21 protein-coding genes are annotated in these 21,253 nt (G+C 60.9%); 4 read left to right on the forward strand and 17 right to left on the reverse strand.

Annotated features, from left to right (window positions below; all coding sequences use genetic code 11):
- Window positions 1-27 precede the first annotated feature (27 nt).
- The 11 genes from JL05_RS07205 to JL05_RS07255 form a co-directional block, all read right to left on the reverse strand.
- Window positions 28-1,014: a glutathione S-transferase family protein gene (locus JL05_RS07205; RefSeq protein ID WP_004937116.1), complete on the reverse strand. Its 987-nt coding sequence runs from the start codon at window positions 1,012-1,014 to the stop codon at window positions 28-30.
- A 70-nt stretch (window positions 1,015-1,084) separates the two neighbouring features.
- Window positions 1,085-1,480, reverse strand: coding sequence for a DoxX family protein (locus JL05_RS07210; protein WP_004937119.1), 396 nt, complete (start codon window positions 1,478-1,480; stop codon window positions 1,085-1,087).
- A 294-nt stretch (window positions 1,481-1,774) separates the two neighbouring features.
- A complete protein-coding gene (locus JL05_RS07215) occupies window positions 1,775-2,062 on the reverse strand; it encodes a YqjK-like family protein (RefSeq protein ID WP_021505098.1) in 288 nt (95 codons plus the stop codon).
- On the reverse strand, window positions 2,059-2,460 hold the full coding sequence (locus JL05_RS07220; protein WP_015379160.1) for a phage holin family protein: 402 nt from the start codon (window positions 2,458-2,460) through the stop codon (window positions 2,059-2,061). Before JL05_RS07220 ends, JL05_RS07215 begins: the two co-directional genes overlap by 4 nt.
- A 2-nt stretch (window positions 2,461-2,462) precedes the next feature.
- Complete coding sequence (locus JL05_RS07225) at window positions 2,463-2,768, reverse strand: ElaB/YgaM/YqjD family protein (RefSeq protein ID WP_004937125.1); 306 nt, start codon at window positions 2,766-2,768, stop codon at window positions 2,463-2,465.
- Between the two features lie 164 nt (window positions 2,769-2,932).
- The gene (locus tag JL05_RS07230) at window positions 2,933-3,304 is read right to left on the reverse strand and encodes a DUF1090 domain-containing protein (RefSeq protein WP_033632022.1); all 372 of its coding nucleotides are present in this window, start codon (window positions 3,302-3,304) and stop codon (window positions 2,933-2,935) included.
- 243 nt (window positions 3,305-3,547) lie between these two features.
- Entirely contained in the window at window positions 3,548-3,922 is a 375-nt protein-coding gene (gene mzrA, locus JL05_RS07235; protein ID WP_004937130.1) for an EnvZ/OmpR regulon moderator MzrA, read from the reverse strand.
- A complete protein-coding gene (locus tag JL05_RS07240) occupies window positions 3,919-4,599 on the reverse strand; it encodes a DedA family protein (RefSeq protein WP_004937132.1) in 681 nt (226 codons plus the stop codon). The genes mzrA and JL05_RS07240 overlap by 4 nt, the downstream gene beginning before the upstream one ends.
- 136 nt (window positions 4,600-4,735) lie before the next feature.
- Window positions 4,736-5,182 carry a hypothetical protein gene (locus JL05_RS07245; RefSeq protein WP_033632023.1) on the reverse strand — a complete coding sequence of 149 codons (447 nt, stop codon included), beginning with the start codon at window positions 5,180-5,182 and terminating at the stop codon, window positions 4,736-4,738.
- Between the two features lie 186 nt (window positions 5,183-5,368).
- On the reverse strand, window positions 5,369-6,145 hold the full coding sequence (exuR, locus tag JL05_RS07250) for a transcriptional regulator ExuR (protein WP_004937137.1): 777 nt from the start codon (window positions 6,143-6,145) through the stop codon (window positions 5,369-5,371).
- 119 nt (window positions 6,146-6,264) lie between these two features.
- Window positions 6,265-7,563 (reverse strand): MFS transporter, encoded by a 1,299-nt coding sequence (locus JL05_RS07255; RefSeq protein WP_015379157.1) that lies wholly within the window; start codon window positions 7,561-7,563, stop codon window positions 6,265-6,267.
- Between the two features lie 294 nt (window positions 7,564-7,857).
- Between JL05_RS07255 and uxaC the strand changes: the two genes are divergently transcribed.
- Together uxaC and JL05_RS07265 are read left to right on the forward strand one after the other, a co-directional pair.
- The gene (gene uxaC / locus JL05_RS07260; protein WP_004937143.1) at window positions 7,858-9,270 is read left to right on the forward strand and encodes a glucuronate isomerase; all 1,413 of its coding nucleotides are present in this window, start codon (window positions 7,858-7,860) and stop codon (window positions 9,268-9,270) included.
- A gap of 20 nt (window positions 9,271-9,290) precedes the next feature.
- Window positions 9,291-10,778 carry a UxaA family hydrolase gene (locus JL05_RS07265; protein WP_033632024.1) on the forward strand — a complete coding sequence of 496 codons (1,488 nt, stop codon included), beginning with the start codon at window positions 9,291-9,293 and terminating at the stop codon, window positions 10,776-10,778.
- Between the two features lie 53 nt (window positions 10,779-10,831).
- Here JL05_RS07265 and sstT read toward each other — a convergent pair whose 3' ends face one another.
- The 5 genes from sstT to JL05_RS07290 all read right to left on the reverse strand — a co-directional run bounded on the left by sstT (window position 10,832) and on the right by JL05_RS07290 (window position 15,820).
- Window positions 10,832-12,067, reverse strand: a complete 1,236-nt coding sequence (gene sstT, locus JL05_RS07270) for a serine/threonine transporter SstT (protein ID WP_004937146.1) — start codon at window positions 12,065-12,067, stop codon at window positions 10,832-10,834.
- 262 nt (window positions 12,068-12,329) lie between these two features.
- On the reverse strand, window positions 12,330-13,298 hold the full coding sequence (locus JL05_RS07275) for a TerC family protein (RefSeq protein WP_033632025.1): 969 nt from the start codon (window positions 13,296-13,298) through the stop codon (window positions 12,330-12,332).
- Window positions 13,299-13,550: 252 nt separating this feature from the next.
- Window positions 13,551-14,282, reverse strand: coding sequence for a glutamine amidotransferase (locus JL05_RS07280; RefSeq protein ID WP_004937150.1), 732 nt, complete (start codon window positions 14,280-14,282; stop codon window positions 13,551-13,553).
- Between the two features lies 1 nt (window position 14,283).
- Window positions 14,284-15,264: a Gfo/Idh/MocA family protein gene (locus tag JL05_RS07285; protein ID WP_004937152.1), complete on the reverse strand. Its 981-nt coding sequence runs from the start codon at window positions 15,262-15,264 to the stop codon at window positions 14,284-14,286.
- 49 nt (window positions 15,265-15,313) lie between these two features.
- On the reverse strand, window positions 15,314-15,820 hold the full coding sequence (locus JL05_RS07290; RefSeq protein WP_033632026.1) for a M48 metallopeptidase family protein: 507 nt from the start codon (window positions 15,818-15,820) through the stop codon (window positions 15,314-15,316).
- A 149-nt stretch (window positions 15,821-15,969) separates the two neighbouring features.
- On the opposite strand from JL05_RS07290, the gene rlmG reads away from it, so the two are divergent.
- Window positions 15,970-17,109, forward strand: coding sequence for a 23S rRNA (guanine(1835)-N(2))-methyltransferase RlmG (gene rlmG / locus JL05_RS07295; protein ID WP_016930173.1), 1,140 nt, complete (start codon window positions 15,970-15,972; stop codon window positions 17,107-17,109).
- A 34-nt stretch (window positions 17,110-17,143) separates the two neighbouring features.
- Here rlmG and JL05_RS07300 read toward each other — a convergent pair whose 3' ends face one another.
- Window positions 17,144-19,165: an oxidoreductase gene (locus JL05_RS07300; protein WP_033632027.1), complete on the reverse strand. Its 2,022-nt coding sequence runs from the start codon at window positions 19,163-19,165 to the stop codon at window positions 17,144-17,146.
- Between the two features lie 307 nt (window positions 19,166-19,472).
- Between JL05_RS07300 and JL05_RS07305 the strand changes: the two genes are divergently transcribed.
- The gene (locus JL05_RS07305; RefSeq protein ID WP_033632028.1) at window positions 19,473-21,092 is read left to right on the forward strand and encodes an ABC-F family ATP-binding cassette domain-containing protein; all 1,620 of its coding nucleotides are present in this window, start codon (window positions 19,473-19,475) and stop codon (window positions 21,090-21,092) included.
- Window positions 21,093-21,253: the final 161 nt, after the last annotated feature.

The following is a 21,253-nucleotide window of genomic DNA, read 5'->3' on the forward strand; positions in this document are numbered from 1 at the left end:
GCCGGGCGGCAAGGGGATTTTTTTGCCTTAGCCGAAGCGCTGGTCGCGGCCGTGCGGCTCGTCCAGATCCTGCGCCGGCCCGATGGAAATGATGCCGTGCGGGTTGATGGTGGCGTGGCTGCGGTAGTAGTGGTTGCGAATGTGCGGCAGGCTGACCGTTTCGGCGATGCCCGGCATCTGGTAGATGTCGCGCAGGAAACCGTACAGGTTCAGATAGTCGCTGATGCGGTGTTTATCGCACTTGAAGTGGGTGACGTACACCGGATCGAAACGCACCAGCGTGGTCCACAGACGCAGGTCGGCTTCGGTCAGCCGATCGCCGGTCAGGTAGCGATGTTGCCCCAGGATCTGCTCAAGGCGCTCCAGCGCGTTGAATACCCCGTTGACCGCTTCGTCATAGGCTTCCTGGCTGGTGGCGAAACCGGCCTTGTACACGCCGTTATTCACTTGATCGTAAATCCAGCCGTTCAGCTCATCGATCTTACCGCGCAGATCGGTCGGGTAGTAGTCCCCAGCCCGAGCGCCGACGCCGTCAAACGCGCTGTTGAACATGCGGATGATGTCGGCGGATTCGTTGCTGACGATGGTTTGCCGCTGTTTATCCCACAGCACCGGCACGGTCACGCGCCCGCTGTAGTGCGGATCGGCCCGCAGGTAGATCTGGTACAGGAAGTCGGCGTGATACAGCGGATCGCCGGTGGTTTCAGGAAAATCCTGGCCGAAGGTCCAGCCGTTTTCCAGCATCAGCGGGTGCACCACCGAGACCGGAATAATCTGCTCCAGCCCTTTCAATTTGCGCATCAGCAGCGTGCGATGCGCCCAGGGGCAGGCGAGAGAAACGTACAGGTGATAACGGCCCGCTTCGGCCTGGAAGCCGCCTGCGCCGTGTTCGCCGGGCTGACCGTCGGCGGTCACCCAATTGCGAAACTGAGCGGTTGAACGTTTGAAACGGCCGCCGGTAGATTTCGTGTCATACCAGATGTCTTGCCAAACGCCATCGACGAGTTGTCCCATGGGAATCTCCTTGGTGTCCGAGTGAAAAACGACAGGGCCCGGCATGCCGGGCCCTGAATGACAGTTTAGATTACCATTTCTTGTTCAGAAGACGGTCGATGCTGAAGCCGCCCGGGCCTGCGACCGCCAACACGATGAAGCCGCCGGCGATGGTCAGGTTTTTCATGAACATCAGCTGGTTTACGCCTTCCGCAAAGTCAGTGTGGAACAGTAGCGCGGTCAGGATGGTGAAACCGGCAGTGAACAGCGCCACGGTGCGGGTCAGGAAGCCGAACAGGATCGCCAGACCGCCGCCAAACTCCAGCAGAATGGTCAGCGGCAGCAAGAAGCCAGGCACGCCCATCGATTGCATGTACTGTTGGGTTCCGGCATAAGCGTCACCCATTTTGCCGTAGCCTGCCACGATAAACAGGATTGGCATCAGGATACGAGCAACCAGCAAACCTGTATCTTCTAATTTTTTCATCATCTACTCCAAAGTGTTTTTGTGTGCCTGTTCGGCGGTAGTCATATCAACGGGCGGTATATCGGGTCTCTCACCCTGTCCGGCCCATATCGTATTGATGGAGTGAATGTTAATCGGGAAGTGCTCAGGTTGTTAGCAAGTAAAACTGTCGTAATTTTTCAAAAAATCTGAATCTTTAGCGTGCTAATAAACTGACGCTTGTCAGCAGGTTGCCCAGCCCTCGGGATAAACGGCGCTGTTTTAAGGGAAAAACGAGGGCAGAGCAACAGGATGATTGAAGGAAAAACGCGGGGCTTACTTGGTGGAGAAGGTCTTTTTAAACAGTCGGATAGCGCTCCAGGCACCGAAAGCGCGACGCGACCAGCGGATCATCTTGCTGGGGTGGCGGATGCCGTACAGCGCCATGACGCTGGAACCGAGTACCAGATAGCGGCGCAGGCCAAAAACGGTCTGCCAGCCGCGGTCAATGCGTTCGGTTTTTTCCAGCCACAAAGACTTGTGTTCGGCCAGATCCAGACGCTGTTGCTGGATCTGGCGAATCAGCCTCTCTTTCTTCCATTCCAGGTAGCGGCGGCGGCTCATGGCTCGCGCTCCAGTTCGGCGCGGTCGAGTTCCAACTGCTTGCGCGTGGCGCCCAGCAGCGTGGTGCGACGGGCCTTGACCAGCGTCCAGATGGTGCCGACCACGGCCAGAAACAGCAGCACGCCAGTGGTGGCACCCAGCGCCACCAGCCGGTAGACCGGATCGATGGCCCAGAAGATCAGGATCAGCAGGCTCATCAAACCGAAGGCGGTGAACAGCAGTGTCATACCGGCCATGATCAGCAGCTGAATGAGGTTGGCTTTCTCCTCTTCCAGCTCGACGACCGCCAGCCGGACACGGGTTTCCACCATGCCGACCAAGATCGTGATGATGCGCTGACCGATATCCAGGACCCCTTTGGCGGGGCCCTGCGCGCGCACTTGCGGTTGTTCAGCCATGATTAACGACGCGCGAGCAGCACGCCCAACACCACGCCGACCGCCGCACCGATACCGATGCCGGTCCACGGGTTGTCGCGCACATAGTCGTCGGCCTGGCCGGCGATCTGTTTGGTTTGCGAAGCCAGCTTGTCACCGGCGTCGCTCAGGCGAGCGCGAGTCTCTTTCAGCGCGCCTTCCGCCTTCGAGCGCAGCTTCTCCAGCTCGGCTTTCGGCTTGTCGGTGGAGGAGTTCAGCACTTCCTCCAGCGTATCGGCTAAGGACTTCAGTTCAGCGCGTAAGTTTTCTGCATTTGAATCATGTGCCATGTGATTATTCCTTAACGTTTATTTCGACAGACTTTTAACATAGCGGATTTTTTCGCCGGAGCAAAGGGGTGATGACCAGCAGATAACACCAGACATCAATTCCATATGCTTAAGAAATCCCGTGTGATGGGGCTCTCATCGATAAATCCGCTGGTGTAAAAAAATTATTCCGCCTGGGCGCGTTTCAATTCAGCCTGCGCTTCGGCCAGCTTTTGCTGCTTTTTGGCGACCTTGTCCAGCTTGCCGGTTTGCTGCGCTTCTTTCAGCTCCTGCCGGCGTTCTTCGACCTTGCGCTGTTTCTCTGCGATGTTTTTCTGGCGTTCGGCCTGCAGGCCGGCTTCGGTGCAGTGAGTCTGCACTTCGCTCAGCGCTTTTTTCAGCCCTTCCACGCGGTGGGTGTTGCCGTGTTGGGTGGCGTAGTCAATTTGCTGCTGGATGTCTTGCGCTTTGGCGGCGCAGCCGTCCTCAGCGGCCGAAGCGAACGCCGGCAGCGTGCAGAGTGGCAACAGCAGTAACAGGGAGTGGCGTAATTTCATCTTTCAGTTCCTTTTTCATGGGATGCCTGAACAGGCACCCGCTTTCCTGACTGCCGAAGGCGGCAGCGCGAGAGGAGGGCGTTCATCGCCGGCTGAAGTTACCCTTCAGCATAGTCATGAAACCGGCGTGCCCCCAAAGAATCAGCCGTGACCCAGTGCTGACTGATTAATTCTTGAGCTAATCGATGCGAATGAAAATGAAGATTATGGCAATGAAAGGAAACCCCTTCATATGAAGGGGGATTATCCCAGATTGAGCGGGGAACGCGCAAATTCGCGCACCCAATGCGACGGCACGGGGGACTCGCTCAATGCGATGTGGTAACCGGGCGGCAGAATGGTTTGCAACGCTTCGCGCGCCAGCAACTGCTGCTCCGGCGAATCCAGACGGATGACCAGGCCATCGCCTTCCGGCGTAATGCTTTTGATGCGGATGCCGCGTTCATCCAGGCGCTGGTAGACATAAAAGCCGTCGGGCAGCGACAGCCCTTGCTGGCTGGCGCGGATGCGCAGCTCGCTCTCGGTGCGCACCATGCAGGGCACCAACAACGTCGCCAACGCCAACAGGGCGAGCGCGATCATCAGGACGTATTGCCAGCGCGGGCGCTTTGCTGTCACGCCCCTTTCCCCGGGTTCTGGCTGTTGGCGCGTTTCTTGCGCCACAACACGATCAGTGAACCGACCAGCCCGACCACCAGCAGTACCAGCGGCAACATCATCAGGCAGAACATCAGCTGATCTTCATACTTGCGGAACACCGGAGTTTTCCCCAGGGCGAAGCCCAGCGTCGTCAGGATCAAGACCCACAGCAGGCCGCTCATCCAGTTGAAGAACTGGAAGCGTGCGTTGCTCAGACCGGACAGGCCGGCGATGGTCGGCAGCAGGGTGCGCACGAAGGCCAGGAAGCGGCCGACCAGCAGGGCGGAAAGGCCGTGACGGTGGAACAGGTTATGTGCACGCTGATGGTAGTGGGCCGGCAGATGCGAAAGCCAGCCTTGCACCGTTCGCGTATTGCCGAGCCACCGGCCTTGTATATAACTGACCCAGCACCCCAGGCTGGCGGCGACGGTCAGGATAACGATGGTCAATGGGAAGCCCATGGTGCCTTTGGCGATCAGCACGCCGACCAGGATCAGCAGGCTGTCACCCGGCAGGAAAGCGGCCGGCAGCAGGCCGTTCTCCAAAAACAGGATCATGAACAGCAGGATGTAGAGGGTCCACACCAACGAAGGGTTCGCCAGCGTCTCAAAATCCTGCTGCCATAAGGCATGTATCAGTTCTTTAATGATGTCCATCCGGTGTTCCTAAAACGTCATTGTTTATTTTTATCTCAGCGGCGGAGCGGGCGTGAGCTGAAAGCGCGCGGCGATCCTGAGTGCTGATAACGATGAAACGGCGTTGCTTTAAGGTTTCTAAGCGGTGCGACACCGGTCATAGGTGGTAAGTCAGCGTGCCACGGTACAGCATGTTACTTTCTTTCCAACCGGCCTGGCGACTCTGTTGCCTGGAGGCGTCCAGCATCCAGTCGACCTGGGCAAGCCGGTTGGGGGCCGGGGTGTCCTGGCGGGGGAAGCGAATTCGGTAACTCGGCTCTGCGGCCAGGGTATAGACCGGCGCCGCCAGGGAGGATGCGAGCAGCGAACCGGAGAAAGAGTGCGCTCTGGGCAGCAGCAGCGGCAACTTGCCGGGGGCTTTGCGGCGCGCTTCAGCCGGCGCCCGATACACATGATCATAGGGGGAAAGCGCCGGCTCCGCCAGCAGCTGCAGGCTGCTCAGCGCGCTGGGGGTTGGCTTGGGTGACGCCACGCATAGCTGTTGGCCGGAGACCGAACCGGTCCAGCAGAAAACAGCAATCAGCATGGCAAACAACCAGCGCATTTATTCGCGTCCCGCCCCCGCAGCAATGGGTAAAAAAGTGGGCTAACTCTACCAAAATAGCACGATTGGCAACAGGGAAATCTACGTTGCCGACGGTGAAATAGTACACGGCAAACGGCGGTTCCGGCATCGATTCAGCGGATTTTACATTACCTGACATAAGCCGACGGTTTTTGACCGCCGTGGCTATTTCGGCTCGTGGTTCACGCCATCCAGATGCACCACCGGATTCTCGGCGAACAGGTAGCGATCGGCGTTGTATTCGAAGTCATCGCTGGTGGCGTTGAACAGCATCTGTTTGGTGTTTTCCAGGTGCTGCCACATCGCCAGTTTGGCGGCGTAAGGATCTTTGCGCATCAGCGCCTTGAGGATCTGATCGTGATCGTCACACCAGCTGGCGATCGAGCGTTCGTCGATATGCTCGTGCAGCTTTTTCCAGTAAGGGTTGTTGACCCGCTGCACCCACATTTTTTCCACGATGGTGGCCATGGCGGTGTTCTGGGTGGCCAGCGCCACCTGCACGTGGAACTTCAGATCCCACTGCGAGTCGCGGAAGCGATCCTCTTTACGGGCGTGCTCCTGGATCTCCATCAACTGCACGATATCTTGTTTGGTCACCTGGGTGGCGGCGAACTCGGCGATGTTGCTTTCAATCAGCTGGCGAGCCTGCAGCAGCTCAAACGGGCCGGCGGTGGCGAACTCGATGCTGTCGCCCGGCACCACCAGGTGCTTTTGCTGGTTGGACACCACGTGGATCCCGGATCCCTTGCGCACGTCTACATAGCCTTCCACTTCCAGCATGATGATCGCCTCGCGCACCACGGTACGGCTGACATTCATCTCTTCGGCGATGTATCGTTCGGCCGGCAGCTTGTCGCCTACCGGGTAGCGGCCGCTTTCGATGCGTTGCTTAAGCTCGGCGGCCAGTTGCTGATACAGGCGTCTGGTTTCGGTGAATTCCATAGTGAATGCTCTATACGGTGCGGTGGGAAGGGGCGCGTGGCCGTCGGATTTGTTATACCACTTATTCGGCACCGCTGCCAGAGGAGCAAGAGGCCCGGCGCGGCGGCCGGGCGGCGGGATCAGCTGCGCGCCGGGGCCGGTTGCAGCGTGGCCGGCTGGGTTTCGGCGGCCGGACGGTTTTGCAACACCGTCCAGATGACGATGGCGCCGAGAATGTCGAAGACCGACAGCGCGGCGAACAGCGGGCTGAAGCCGAGGGTGTCCGCCAGGGCGCCGACCACCAGGGCGAACAGCGTGCTGGCTGTCCAGGCCGCCATGCCGGTGAGGCCGTTGGCAGTCGCCACCTCATTGCGGCCGAACACGTCGGAAGAGAGGGTGATCAGCGCGCCGGACAGCGCCTGATGGGCGAAGCCGCCGACGCACAGCAGCGCGATAGCCGCGTAAGGGCTGGTGAACAGGCCGATCATGCCGGGGCCGATCATCAACACCGCCCCCATCGTTACCACCAGCTTGCGTGAGACGATCAGGTTGACCTTGAAATACTTCTGGAACAGCGGCGGCAGATAACCGCCGACGATGCAGCCGAGATCGGCGAACAGCATCGGCATCCAGGCGAACATGGCGATCTCTTTCAGGTTAAAACCGTAGGCCTTGAACATGAACAGCGGGATCCAGGCGTTGAAGGTGCCCCACGCCGGCTCCGCCAGAAAGCGCGGCAGCGCGATGCCCCAGAACTGGCGGTTGCGCACGATCTGCCAGGCGGACATCTTTTTGGCGTTAGAGGTCTGGTGCTGGGCTTCCTGGCCTTCGAGGATGTAACGGCGCTCTTCCTGGCTCAGTTTCTTCTGATCTTTCGGGTGTTTGTAGAACAGCAGCCAACAAATGGCCCAGATCAGGCTCAGCACGCCGGTGATGATGAACGCCATTTCCCAGCTGTGCGCCACGATGGCCCATACCACCAACGGTGGGGCGATCATGCCACCGATCGATGAACCCACGTTGAAATAACCGACGGCGATCGAACGCTCTTTGGCCGGAAACCACTCGCTGCTGGCCTTCAGCCCAGCGGGGATCATCGCCGCTTCCGCCATGCCGACCGCGCCGCGCGCCAGCGCCAGGCCGCCCCAGCTGTTGGCCAGCGCGGTGCCCATACAGAACAGCGCCCACAGAATGGCGAACATGGCGTAACCGACCTTGGTGCCCAGCACGTCCAGCACATAGCCCGCCACCGGTTGCATCACGGTGTAGCAGGCGGAATAGGCGGCGACGATATAGGAATACTGTTGGGTGGTGATGTGCAGCGTATCTTCCAGCGTCGGCGCCGCGACGGCGATGGCGTTGCGGGTCAGGTAGCCCAGCACGGTGCCGATGGTCACCAGTCCGATCATGTACCAGCGTAACCCTTTAATTTTACGCATCCGAAATGTCTCCCCGTTTGAAGGTGTGGCCGTCGATGCGGCTGGCGAGACAATAACCTGTCATACAGGTTTAAAAGTTGAGTGATATCACAAAAGGAATTATTCGCCTGAGCGATACTGTCGCCGGTGAAATAGTGCGTTTACGCCGCACATTTGCCGTAAAATTGAGCGAAAAAGGGATTGAAGGACCTTAAATCAGCAGCTCATGGGAAAAATTTGCTGGACGCTTGTGAAAATTGGTGTGATAACTTTTGTGATTCGAACCCGTGCCGCACGGCAAGTAAGGAGCCCGAGATGGCGACGTTTTTGAGCGAAGATTTCCTGCTGGACAACGAATTTGCCCGGCGCTTGTATCACGACTATGCGGCGCCACAGCCGATTTTCGATTATCACTGCCATTTGCCGCCACAGCAGATCGCGGAGAATACCCGCTTCAGCAACCTGTACGATATCTGGCTGCGGGGCGATCACTATAAATGGCGGGCGATGCGCACCAACGGCGTGGCGGAGCGGCTGTGTACCGGCGATGCGGGCGATCGTGAGAAATTCGACGCCTGGGCCGCCACGGTGCCGCATACCATCGGCAACCCGCTCTATCACTGGACGCATCTGGAGCTGCGTCGGCCGTTCGGCATCACGGATACGCTGCTGTCGCCGGCCACGGCGGATGAGATCTGGCAGCGCGGCAATGCGCTGCTGGCGCAGGATGAGTTTCGCGCGCGCGGCATCATGCGGCAGATGAATGTGAAAATGGTCGGCACCACCGACGATCCGATCGACGATCTGCGCCATCATCGGGCGATCGCCGACGATCGTGGCTTCGATATCAAGGTATTGCCGAGCTGGCGGCCGGACAAGGCTTTCACTGTCGATGCACCGGGCTTCAATGACTATCTGCGGCAGCTGGAGGCGGCGGCGGATACCGCCATCGGCCGCTTCAGCGCGCTGTGCGACGCCCTGTACAAGCGCATGGATCACTTCGCCGCCCACGGCTGCAAGGTGGCCGACCATGCGCTGGACGTGGTGGTGTTCGGCGAGGCCGATGAAGCGGCGCTGGATGCGATCCTGCTGCGCCGCCTGAACGGCGAGCTGCCGACGCCGGAACAGAGCGCCCAGTTCAAAAGCGCGGTGCTGCTGTTCCTGGCCGGCGAATACCGGCGCCGCGGCTGGGTGCAGCAGTATCACATCGGCGCGCTGCGCAATAACAACAGCCGCATGCTGGCCGCCGTCGGGCCGGATATCGGTTTCGATTCGATCAACGATCGGCCGCTGGCGGAGCCGCTGTCGCGGCTGCTGGATGCCCAGGCGCGGCAGGGGGGCCTGCCGAAAACCATTCTCTACTGCCTCAACCCGCGCGATAACGAAGTGATCGGCACCATGATCGGCAATTTCCAGGGGGAAGGCACGCCGGGCAAGATGCAGTTCGGTTCCGGCTGGTGGTTCAACGATCAGAAGGACGGCATGCAGCGCCAAATGACGCAGCTGGCGCAGCTCGGGCTGCTGAGCCGCTTCGTCGGCATGCTGACCGACAGTCGTAGCTTCCTGTCGTATACGCGCCATGAATACTTCCGCCGCATCCTTTGCCAGATGATCGGCCGCTGGGTGGCGGACGGCGAAGCGCCGGCGGATATCGCGCTGCTGGGCGAAATGGTGAAAAACATCTGCTTCGACAACGCCAAAGACTATTTCGCCATTGAACTGGCGTAGCCGTTATCCGGGACCGGTTTATGCAAAGTACGATAAAGATTCATGAGCAGGATAACGTGGCGGTGGCGCTGCGCGATCTGGCTGCCGGAGAGTGCGTTGAGCTGGAAGGCGCGGTCATCCAACTGGCGCAGCCGGTGGCGCGCGGGCACAAATTTGCGCTCGACCCGATCGCTGAGGGCGAAGACATCATCAAATATGGCCAGCCGATCGGCCATGCGCTCGCGGCCATCGGGCCGGGAGAGCATGTTCATTCGCAAAACGCCAAAACCAACCTGAGCGATCTGGACAGCTACCGTTACCAACCGCAGTTCCCGACGTTGCCGCCGCAGGCCGCGGATCGCGAGGTGCAGTTGTACCGACGGGCCGGCGGCGAAGTGGGGATCCGCAATGAGCTGTGGATCGTGCCGACCGTCGGCTGTGTCAACGGTATCGCCCGCCAGATCCAGCAACGCTTTTTGCAGCAAACGCAGGCAGAGGAGATCGACGGCGTGCATCTGTTCAGTCACCCGTTCGGCTGCTCGCAGCTGGGGCAGGATCATGCCAACACCCGCATCATGCTGCAGAACCTGGCGCGCCATCCCAACGCCGGCGCGGTGCTGGTGATCGGGCTGGGTTGCGAGAACAATCAGGTGGATGCCTTTCGCGCCACGTTGGGGATAGAGGACGAGCGGCGGCTGCGCTTTATGGTGTGCCAACAACAGGACGACGAAGTGGAAGCCGGGCTGGCGCTGTTGCACGAGCTGTACCGGGAGATGCGCCACGATCGCCGTGAGCCGGGCCGCCTGAGCGAGTTGAAGTTCGGCCTGGAGTGCGGCGGTTCGGACGGGCTGTCGGGTATCACCGCCAACCCGCTGCTGGGGCGGTTCTCCGATTATGTGATCGCCAACGGCGGCACCACGGTGCTGACCGAAGTGCCGGAGATGTTCGGCGCCGAGCGCATTCTGATGAGCCGCTGCCGCGATGGGGAGACCTTCGACAAAACCGTCGACATGATCAACGATTTCAAACGCTATTTCATCGCCCATCAGCAGCCGATTTATGAGAACCCGTCGCCGGGCAACAAGGCCGGCGGCATCACCACGCTGGAGGAGAAATCGCTCGGCTGCACCCAAAAGGCGGGGCTAAGCCAGGTGGTTGACGTGCTGAAATACGGCGAGCGGCTGCGTGTGCCGGGGCTGAATCTGCTCAGCGCGCCGGGCAACGACGCCGTGGCGACCAGCGCGCTGGCCGGCGCCGGCTGCCATATGGTGCTGTTCAGCACCGGGCGCGGCACGCCGTACGGCGGCTTTGTGCCGACGGTGAAGCTGGCGACCAACAGCGAGCTGGCGGCGAAGAAACCGCACTGGATCGATTTTGACGCCGGCAGCCTGATCCACGGCGTGGCGATGGAGACGTTGCTCAGCCGCTTCATCGATCTGATTGTCGAGATCGCCAACGGGCGTCCGGCGCGTAATGAAACCAACGACTTCCGCGAGCTGGCGATCTTTAAAAGCGGGGTGACGCTGTAAGGCTGACAAAAAAGGCGCTCGAAGGAGCGCCTTTTTGATGAAGCAACGTGCGATTAACGCACCTTCAGCGGATCTTCGTTCGCCAGCCGCTGGTCTTCCGCCTGGCAGGCCGCGGCGGTGAACAGCACGTCGGTGGAGGAGTTGAGGGCGGTTTCCGCCGAATCCTGCAGGACGCCGATGATAAAGCCGACCGCCACCACCTGCATCGCCACGTCGTTCGGAATGCCGAACATGTTGCACGCCAGCGGGATCAGCAGCAGCGAACCGCCGGCCACGCCGGAGGCGCCGCAGGCGCAGAGGGCCGCCACCACGCTCAACAGCAGGGCGGTCGGGACGTCCACCGCGATGCCCAGCGTGTTTACCGCCGCCAGCGTCAACACGGTGATGGTGATCGCCGCGCCGGCCATGTTGATGGTGGCGCCCAGCGGGATGGAAACCGAGTAGGTGTCCTCATTCAGGTTCAGCTTCTTGCACAGTTCCATGTTCACCGGGATGTTGGCGGCGGAGCTGCGGGTGAAGAAGGCGGTCACGCCGCTCTCGCGCAGGCAGGCGAACACCAGCGGATACGGGTTGCGGCGGATCTTCCAGTAAACGATCAACGGGTTGAGCACCAGCGCCACCAGCAGCATGCAGCCAAGCAGCACCATCAGCAGCTGGGCGTAGCCCCACAGCGCGCCGAAGCCGGTTTCCGCCAGCGTGGAGGCCACCAGGCCGAAGATGCCGAGCGGCGCACAGCGGATCACCGCGCGCACCACCAGCGTGACCGCATGGGACATGTCGTTGATCAGCCCCTTGGTGGTCTCGGAAGCGTGGCGCAGCGCCAGCCCCAGACCGACGGCCCAGGCCAGAATGCCGATGTAGTTGGCGTTAATCAGCGCATGGAACGGGTTGGCCACCACGCTCATCAACAGGCCCTTCATCACCTCCACAATGCCGCCCGGCGGGGTAATGTCCGTCGCGCCGGTGGTCAGCGCCAGCGTGGAAGGGAAGATAAAGCTGACGACCACCGCCACCAGCGCGGCGGCAAAGGTGCCCAGCAGGTAGAGGAACAGGATCGGGCGAATGTTGGTCTTCTGCCCCTGTTTATGGTTGGCGATCGAGGCCATGACCAGAATCAGCACCAGCACCGGCGCCACCGCTTTCAGCGCACCGACGAACAGGGTGCCGAGCAGGCCGACCGCCGCTGCCGCCGCCGGTGAAACCAGCGCCACCAGAATGCCGGCCACCAGGCCGACCATGATTTGTTTGACCAGGCTGCCCTGCGTGATCTTTTGTAGTAGTTTTTGCATAGTGCTTTCTTCCTGATGTTATCTGGCCGCCGCGGCGGGAACGACGCCGGGCAGCTTTATATGATTCTGTAACTAAGTGTGTTTGCCGAATCAGTATTCAGCAATCGAATGATGTTGGAAAGAGGCGAGGGTGAAATTCTGAGCGCGGATCAACACTTGATAACATACTGGTTACATTTGTGTGATCGCAATAACGTTTGGCGTTTTGGGGGAATTGCCAAACAATCACGGGGCGACTAGCGCCCCGGATAACAGATTATGGTTATTTCTTCGCCAGGCGATCGTTGCGGTGATTGACCCAGGCGTTGATCAGCAAGGTGAACGTCAGGATGCCCGCCACCACGCCGAGCGAAACGCCGATCGGGATGTGGAAGAAGTCGATAATCAGCATCTTGATGCCGATAAATACCAGGATCACCGACAGGCCGTATTTCAGCATCGAGAACCGTTCTGCTACGTTGGCCAGCAGGAAGTACATGGCGCGCAGGCCCATGATGGCGAACAGGTTGGAGGTCAGGACGATGAACGGATCGGTGGTTACGGCGAAGATCGCCGGAATGCTGTCCACCGCGAAAATCACGTCGCTCAGTTCCACCAGGATCAGCACCAGCACCAGCGGGGTGGCGAACAGAATGCCGTTGCGGCGCACGAAGAAACGCTCGCCTTCCAGGCTGTCGGTCATGCGCAAGCGGCTGCGCAGCCATTTCACCAGCGGTTTGTCGCCGATCGCCGAGTCATCTTCCTTCGCCAGCGCCATTTTAATACCGGTGAAGAGCAGGAAAGCGCCGAACAGATACAGCAGCCACTGGAACTGGCTGACCAGCCAGCTGCCGGCGAAGATCATGATGGTACGCAGCACGATCGCCCCCAGCACGCCGTAGATCAGCACCCGCCGTTGCAGGTTGGCCGGCACGGCGAAGTAGCTGAACAGCATCAGCCAGACGAACACATTATCCACCGCCAGCGCTTTTTCGATCAGGTAGCCGGTCAGGAAGGCCAGCGCCTGGGTATCGGCGACGGCGCGCCCGGCGGTTTCATTCAGGTAGTACCAAAAACCGAGGTTGAACAGTAGGGAGAGGCTGACCCACACCAGCGACCAGCTGGCGGCCTGCTTCATAGTCATGGTGTGCGCGCCTTTACGGCCCTGCAACAGGAGATCGATTGCGAGCATCACGACTATGACGGCGGCAAAGCTGCCCCATAACCACGGTGTGCCAACGGAATTCATCATCAGAGGTATCCTTCAAAAACAAAAACGGCCAACGTCGGAAGACGCCAGCCGCTCTGTGAACGCTGCAAGCAAACCTCGCCTTCCGGCAAGGTCTCACTTACAACGTTGATGAAGGTGGTTACACCTTTGACATCAGGTTGCCCGGTAACCGGATGCTTGCGCATCGTAATGACGATTGACCGGCAATGAAGTTACTCCCCTTTGCAGAGCAGAAAGTAATGCAAAATGTGTCGGCGGTCAACGTGAATCGCGTTAACCGGCCATCGCTTTTTGCGCGCCGAGGCTGACGACGAATCCCTGCAGCAGCAGGCGGCTGAATGGCGTGTCGCTAACCTGTTGTTGTTGCTGTTGGTAGCGGGCCTGCTGCTCGGGATGCAGCTCGCCGAGCCACTGCAGATACTGGCTCATCACCGCGCCGTTGAATTCCGGGTGGAACTGGGTGGTCAGGGCGTGATCGCCATAGCGCAGGATTTGGTGCGCGTCCTGCTGCGAACGCGCCAGCGTCTGCGCGCCGGCGGGCGGCGTCAGCACGCTCTGCGAGTGGATCAGGTTGGCCTTGAAGCGCGGCGGCAGCAGGGTGAGCCGCCGATCGTCGGCCGCGGCGGGCAGCAGTTCGATCTCCAGCGTGCCGACCTCCATGCCCTGCGGGTGGTAACCCACTTCGCCGCCGAGCGCGTAGGCCAACAGCTGATGGCCGTAGCAGACGCCGAACAGCGGCAGTTTGATCGCCATCGCCTGGCGCAGCCATTCGGCGGCTTCCTCGCTCCACGGCAGCCGTTCGGTCACCATCGCCGGCGAGCCGGTGATGACTACGCCGCAATAGGCGGCAGGCGGCAACGGCCGTTCGCCGGCGGGCAGGTGCACGATGTGCGCGCGTTCGGCGTCGATATTGCCCTGTTGCAGGAACATGCCTTCAAAGTTGGCCAATTCCTGACGAATGGCCTGCGGCGCGTCGCCGGTTTGCATCACGAGCAGCGGTTTCATCTCATTCTCCGTCGGCGGGGAAGACAACGCCGGTCTGGCGGCGGATATCGGTCAGCAGGCGGGCGACGATCAGCGAATTCTCCAGCCCCGGATGTTCCACCCGGTGATTTTCCACCAGCTCGGCAAAGGCCAGCGCCTCATACAGCATGGTGTTGATGTGTTGCGGCTGGCTCAGATCTTGACGGTTGCCGCCGCGCGGCGTCAGCGCCACGCCCTGGCACTCGGAAATCTTGTCGATAATCAGCGTGCCTTCCTCCCCCTGGATCTCGCTGGGGATCGCCGAGTCGCTGACCTTGGAATGGGAAAGCGTGACGTCGAAATCACCGTAGTTCAGGCAGACGGTGCCGTGGGCGTCAACGCCGGTATCGAGCAGTGTGGCGCTGGCGAGCACCGACTGCGGCGCGCCGAACAGCGCTACCGCGCTGGCCAGGCAGTAGTAGCCGATATCCATGATCGAGCCGTTGGAGAACTGCGGGTTAAAGGTGTTGGGGTTCTCGCCGGCCAGGTAGCGCGGGTAGCGCGAAGAGTATTGGCAATAGTTGATGAAGGCTTTGCGCAGCCGGCCGACGTTCGGCAATGCCTGTTGCAGCGCCAGAAAATTCGGCAGATAGGCGCTTTTGAACGCCTCGAACAGCACCACCTGGTTTTCCCGCGCGCAGGCTACCAGCTGTTCCGCTTCGCGCTGGTTGGAGGCCAGCGGTTTTTCGCAGATCACGTGCTTTTTATGGCGCAGGAACAGCAGCGATTGCGGGCAGTGCAGGGAATTGGGGCTGGCGATATACACCGCGTCTATGGCGTCAGACTGCGCCATCGCCTCGAGCGAGTCGAAAAACTGCGTGACCTGATAGTTGGCGCCAAACGCCTGCGCCTGTTCCAGCGAGCGTGAATACACGGCGCTCAGTTTGAGTTTGCCGCTTTCATGGGCGGCATCGATAAAACGTTCCGTAATCCAGTTGGTGCCGACGACGGCAAAGCGAATCATGGCGAGCTCCGGTCCAGCCTAAAACCGCAGATTATCACGCCCTCACTCGCTATGCATACAGCTCGCCGAACAGCGAAAGGTGCGTCAGATACAGCCGGGTATCGAACTCCAGCTGGTGATAATCGGGCTCCATATGGCAGCACAGGCTGTAGAACGCCTTGTTGTGATCTTTCTCTTTCAGATGCGCCAGCTCATGCACCACGATCATGCGCAGGAACGGCTCAGGCGCGACCTTGAACACCGTCGCCACGCGGATTTCCGCCTTGGCCTTCAGCTTGCCGCCCTGCACGCGCGAGATGGCGGTGTGCAGGCCCAGCGCGTGCTTCATGACGTGGATCTTGCTGTCATAGGCCACCTTGCTCAGTGGCTGGGCGTTGCGCAGATACTGGTTTTTCAGATCGACGGTAAACTGATACAGCGACTTGTCGGTGGTGCAGTCATGCACCTGCGGATAGCGCTGCAGCAGCACGTCACCCAGCCGGTTCTGGTGGATCAGTTGCTGCACCTGGCTTTGCAGGTGCGCCGGGTAGCCTTGCAGGTAGGTCAATTCAGACATTCTTGTTCCGTATCAACGGCCATTCAGCCGGTCATTCTATGCTGTTTTTTCGCTCAAATCCTGACATACGCAATTTATCCGAAAAAACATTTTACTGACGGGCGTTTTTAGGGGATAAACAGCCCAAATTTTATCAGTCAGGAGGGGCAATGAGCCAACTCGATCTGGGAACACAGCAACTTGAGCTGGAGCGTTATCCCCAACAGGAAGAATCCACCCAACTGCAGGCGTGGGAAGCGGCGGACGAATATCTGCTGCAACAGCTTGAAAACGTAGATATCGGCGGCCGCCCGGTGCTGATTTTCAACGATAACTTCGGCACCCTGGCCTGTGCGTTGCACGCGCATCGCCCTTACAGCGTCAGCGATTCGTACATGAGCCAGCTGGCGACGCGCCACAACCTCAAACTCAACGGTCTGGATCCTGAGCAGGTCACGCTGCTGGACAGCCTGGCCGAGCTGCCGGCGGCGCCGGCGGTGGTGCTGATTCGCGTGCCGAAAGCGCTGGCGCTGCTGGAACAGCAGCTGCGCGCGCTGCGCCACGTCGTGACCGAAGACACACTGATCGTCGCCGGCGCCAAAGCGCGCGACGTGCATACCTCGACGATGCAGCTGTTTGAAAAGGTGCTGGGCCCGACGCGCACCAGCCTGGCGTGGAAGAAGGCGCGCCTGATTTTCTGCCAGGCGGCGGACATCGTCCCGCCGGCGGCGGCGGAAACCACCAACTGGACGCTGGACGGCACCGATTGGCTTATCCATAACCACGCCAACGTCTTCTCGCGCGGCAGCCTGGATATCGGCGCGCGCCTGTTTATGGAGCATCTGCCGCGCGGCCTGAACGGCCATATCGTCGATCTGGGCTGCGGCAACGGCGTGATTGGCCTGACGGCGCTGGCGCAAAACCCGGAAGCGCAGGTGACCTTCGTCGATGAATCTTACATGGCGGTGGCCTCCAGCGAGCTGAACGTGGAGCACAACCTGCCGCAAGAGCTGGATCGCTGTCAGTTTGAGGTGAACAACGCGCTGGCGGGCATCGAGCGCGAAAGCGTGCAGGCGGTGCTGTGCAACCCGCCGTTCCACCAGCAACACGCCATCACCGATCACACCGCCTGGCAGATGTTCTGCGACGCTAAGCGCTGCCTGCAGGTGGGCGGTGAACTGCGCATTGTCGGCAACCGTCACCTCGACTATCACCAGAAGCTCAAGCGCCTGTTCGGCAACTGTACGCTGGTGGCCTCGAACAAGAAGTTCGTGATCCTTCGAGCGGTGAAATCCGGCGCGCGTCGCTGAGCGTGAATAACAAGGGGCGCCGGGCGCCCCTTTTTTACAGCGTCATCGCCAATCGCGTACCCTGATCGATCGCGCGGCGGGCGTCCAGCTCGGCGGCCACGTCGGCGCCGCCGATCAGGTGCACGGTTTTCCCCATCGCCAGCAGCGGCTGCTGCAGTTCGCGGCGCGGTTCCTGCCCGGCGCAAATGACCACCGTGTCCACCGGCAGGCAGCTGTCTTGCTCGGCGCGGGTGATGTGCAGCCCTTCGTCGTCGATCAGCCGATAGCTGACGCTGTTGAGCATCTTCACGCCGCGCATCGCCAGGCTGGCGCGGTGGATCCAACCGGTGGTTTTCCCCAGGCCTTCGCCCACTTTGCTGGTTTTGCGTTGCAACAGGTAGATCTGCCGGGCGGCGCGCGGCGCCTGCGGCCCTTGCTCCGCCAGCCCGCCGCGCTGCTCAAGGCGCCCGTCGATGCCCCATTCGCGGTTGAATTCCGCCTGATCCAGGCTGCTGGACACGCCGTGCTGGCTGAGGTACTCGGCGGTATCGAAGCCGATGCCGCCGGCGCCGACGATCGCCACCCGCTGGCCGACCGGTTTTTTATCGCGCAGCACGTCCAGATAGCTCAGCACCTTGGCGTGCCCGATGCCGGGGATGTCCGGGGTGCGCGGCACGATGCCGCAGGCGAGGATCACCTCATCGAATTCGCTTAAATCCGCCGCTTCGACCTTGACGCCCAGCCTGACCGTCACTTCACGCAGCGCCAGCTGGCGGCGGAAGTAACGCAGCGTTTCATGGAATTCTTCCTTGCCGGGGATCTGCTTGGCGATGTTGAACTGGCCGCCGATCTGCTCGGCGGCGTCGAACAGCGTCACCCGATGGCCGCGGCTGGCGGCGGTGGTGGCGAAGGCCAGCCCGGCGGGGCCGGCGCCGACCACCGCCAGTTTTTTCGGTTTTTCCGCCATCGTCAGCGGCATTTCGGTTTCGCGGCAGGCGCGCGGGTTGACCAGACAGGAAGTCAGCTTGCCTTCAAAAATCTGGTCGAGACAGGCCTGGTTGCAACCGATGCAGGTATTGATCTCGTCGGCGCGCCCTTCGGCGGCTTTCTGCACAAAGGCGGCGTCGGCGAGGAACGGGCGCGCCATCGACACCATATCGGCGCAGCCGTCCGCCAGCACCTGCTCGGCCACCGCCGGATCGTTGATGCGGTTGGTGGTGATCAGCGGGATGCTGACCTTGCCCATCAGCTTGCGGGTCACCCAGCTGAATCCGGCGCGCGGCACCATGGTGGCGATGGTCGGGATGCGCGCTTCGTGCCAGCCGATGCCGGTATTGATAATGGTGGCGCCCGCCTGTTCGATCGCCAGCGCCAGCTGCTCGATCTCCTCCCAACTGGAGCCGTCTTCCACCAGATCGAGCATCGACAGCCGGTAGATCAGAATAAATTCCGGGCCCACCGCCTGGCGCACCGCCCTGACGGTTTCGACGGCGAACCGCATGCGATTGGTGAAGCTGCCGCCCCATTGGTCGTCGCGCTGGTTGGTGCGCGTCGTCAAGAATTGGTTGATCAGATAGCCTTCGGAGCCCATCACCTCAACGCCGTCGTAACCGGCCTGCTGCGCCAGCGCCGCACAGCGGGCGAAATCGGCGATGGTTTGCTCAATCTCCGCTTCGCTGAGCGCGCTCGGCGTAAACGGGTTGATCGGCGCCTGCAGCGCGGAAGGGGCCACCAGTTTGGGTTGATAGCTGTAGCGGCCGGTGTGCAGGATCTGCAGCGCAATTTTGCCGCCCGCCTGATGGACGGCCTCGGTCACCGGGCGGTGGTGAGGCAATTGCGCCTCGCTGTTGAGGAGCGAACCGCCGCGAAACACCACGCCCTGTTCGTTCGGGGCAATGCCGCCGGTGACGATCAGCGCCACGCCGGCGGCGGCGCGCTCGGCATAGAACGCGGCCAGGCGCTGCGGGCCGTCGGGCAGCTCTTCCAGGCCGGTATGCATCGATCCCATCAGCACCCGGTTTTTCAGGGTGGTGAAGCCGAGATCCAGCGGCGCCAGCAGGTGAGGGTAATTGCTCATTGCACTCTCCATCGGGTGAAATCGGGGCCCGTTGTTATAATTATGTGAACAAAAGTGGTCGGATGAGATAAATCTAGCCGTTGTCGCGCCGCTTGGGAATCTGCGTTGCGCCGAATGTGATAGATGTCATGAACCTCAGACTCTGTTTGCATAACGAACAAAAGATCGGTTAGCCTTTACGCGTTGCAAATTCCTTCTCTCTGCGGAGCCATAACCGAAAATGAACAACCACGCCTGTTGATATCTGGTCCCACGCCGTGCGCTCTCGCGCCCTGTGGGGATGTTTTGATCTCATTCAGGAGTGCTTATGGCTCATTCAGCGCAGTCCCCTTATTTCGTTTTACATCAACTGACCTGCCAATTTGCTGACGGCGAAACGCTGTTCGGCCCGCTGGATCTCGCTTTCGACCGGCAGCGCTGCGGCCTGGTGGGGCGCAACGGCGTTGGCAAAACCCAGCTGCTGCGTCTGATCGCCGGGCTGGATCAACCGGGCAACGGGCACGTCGAATCTCATGCCGCATTGGCTTACGTTGCGCAGCAGCCGGAGATCGCCGCGGACACCACGCTGGCCCAGCTGTTGGGCTATGGCGAGGCGTTCGCCGCGCTGGCGCGTCTCGAGCAGGGGCGGCCGTTGGCGGACGACATCGATCGTCTGGAAGGGCGCTGGGATCTCAACGATCGTCTGCAAAACGCCTTTGCCGCCGCCGGGTTGCCGGCTTTCGATCCGTTGCGAGCCGCCAGTTCGCTGAGCGGCGGCGAGCGGATGCGCGCGGCCCTGTGCGGCGCCTTGCTGGGCGAGGCGGATTTTCTGCTGCTGGATGAACCGACCAACCACCTCGACAGCGCCGGCCGCGCCTGGCTGTATCAACAGCTGGATCAGTGGCGGGGCGGGTTGCTGATCGCCAGCCATGACCGGCAGCTGCTGGCGCGTATGGAGCGCATCGTCGAACTGACGCCCGGCGCGCTGCGCAGCTACGGCGGCAACTATGATGACTACCGGCGCCAGCGCGATACGGAGCAGCAGGCGGCGCGCGCCGATCTGGAGCATGCGCGCGAGGAGCGCCGCCGCACCCGCGCTCGCCAACAGAAAGAGCACGACATGAGCCAGCGGCGCTCGGCGCAAACGCTGCGCGTCGTCGATACGCTGAATATCGCCTCTTTCGAACGGGTGGCCTACAAGTCGGCGGCGAAGGAGAGCCTCGGCACGCTGCGCAAACAGCATCAGGATCGGCGCGACAGCCTCGATGCGGCAGTGCGCAAAGCCTATCAGCGGGTAGAAGAGGAACAGCCGGTGTTGCTGGCGCTGCCCGGCAGTGAAGTGAACGCAAACAAGCAGGTGCTGGTGCTCGAGCGGCTGCAGTTGCCGTTCGTCAGCGCGCCGCCGCTGGATTTGCGGATCGACGGTCCGATGCGCGTGGCGTTGACCGGCCCCAACGGCTGCGGCAAATCCACCTTGCTGAAGACCGTTCTCGGTCAGTTGGCGGCGCTTTCCGGCCATTGTCATTGCCCGCTGTCGACGGCCTACCTCGATCAAACCCTGTCGCAGCTTGATCCGGGCCTGTCAGTAATGGAACATCTGGGGCTGCAGGATTCGCCGTTGGCGGAAGGGGCGTTGCGCACCCGGCTGGCGCAGCTGCAGCTTGGCGCGGATCGCATCGCGTTGCCGCTGGGCTCGCTGAGCGGCGGAGAACGGCTGAAGGCGGCGCTGGCCTGTGCGCTCTGGCGGCGACAACCGACGCAGCTGCTGTTGCTCGACGAGCCGACCAACCACCTGGATCTGGCGTCGTCGCTGGCGATCGAAACCGCGCTGGCGGATTTCCCCGGCGCGATGCTGGTGGTGTCGCACGACGAAGACTTCCTGCAGGCGCTGCGGCCGACGCACCGCCTGAACAGGCAAGCGGACGGCTGGCGGCTTCAGGCCTGGTGACTCGCGCTGAATGTGAGAAAACTACAATATCTGAGTTATCTGAGTTGACAAATATTATAATGTCTATAGGATTCGTCCTTAAGGGTGCTAATCGCCCTTTGCTCGCTCTTTAAAATGTCTTAGCGAATCAGGAACCGATGTTCATCTTAAGTACTGATGAA

This window comes from Serratia nematodiphila DZ0503SBS1, from assembly GCF_000738675.1.
In the GTDB taxonomy this organism is placed as follows: domain Bacteria; phylum Pseudomonadota; class Gammaproteobacteria; order Enterobacterales; family Enterobacteriaceae; genus Serratia; species Serratia nematodiphila.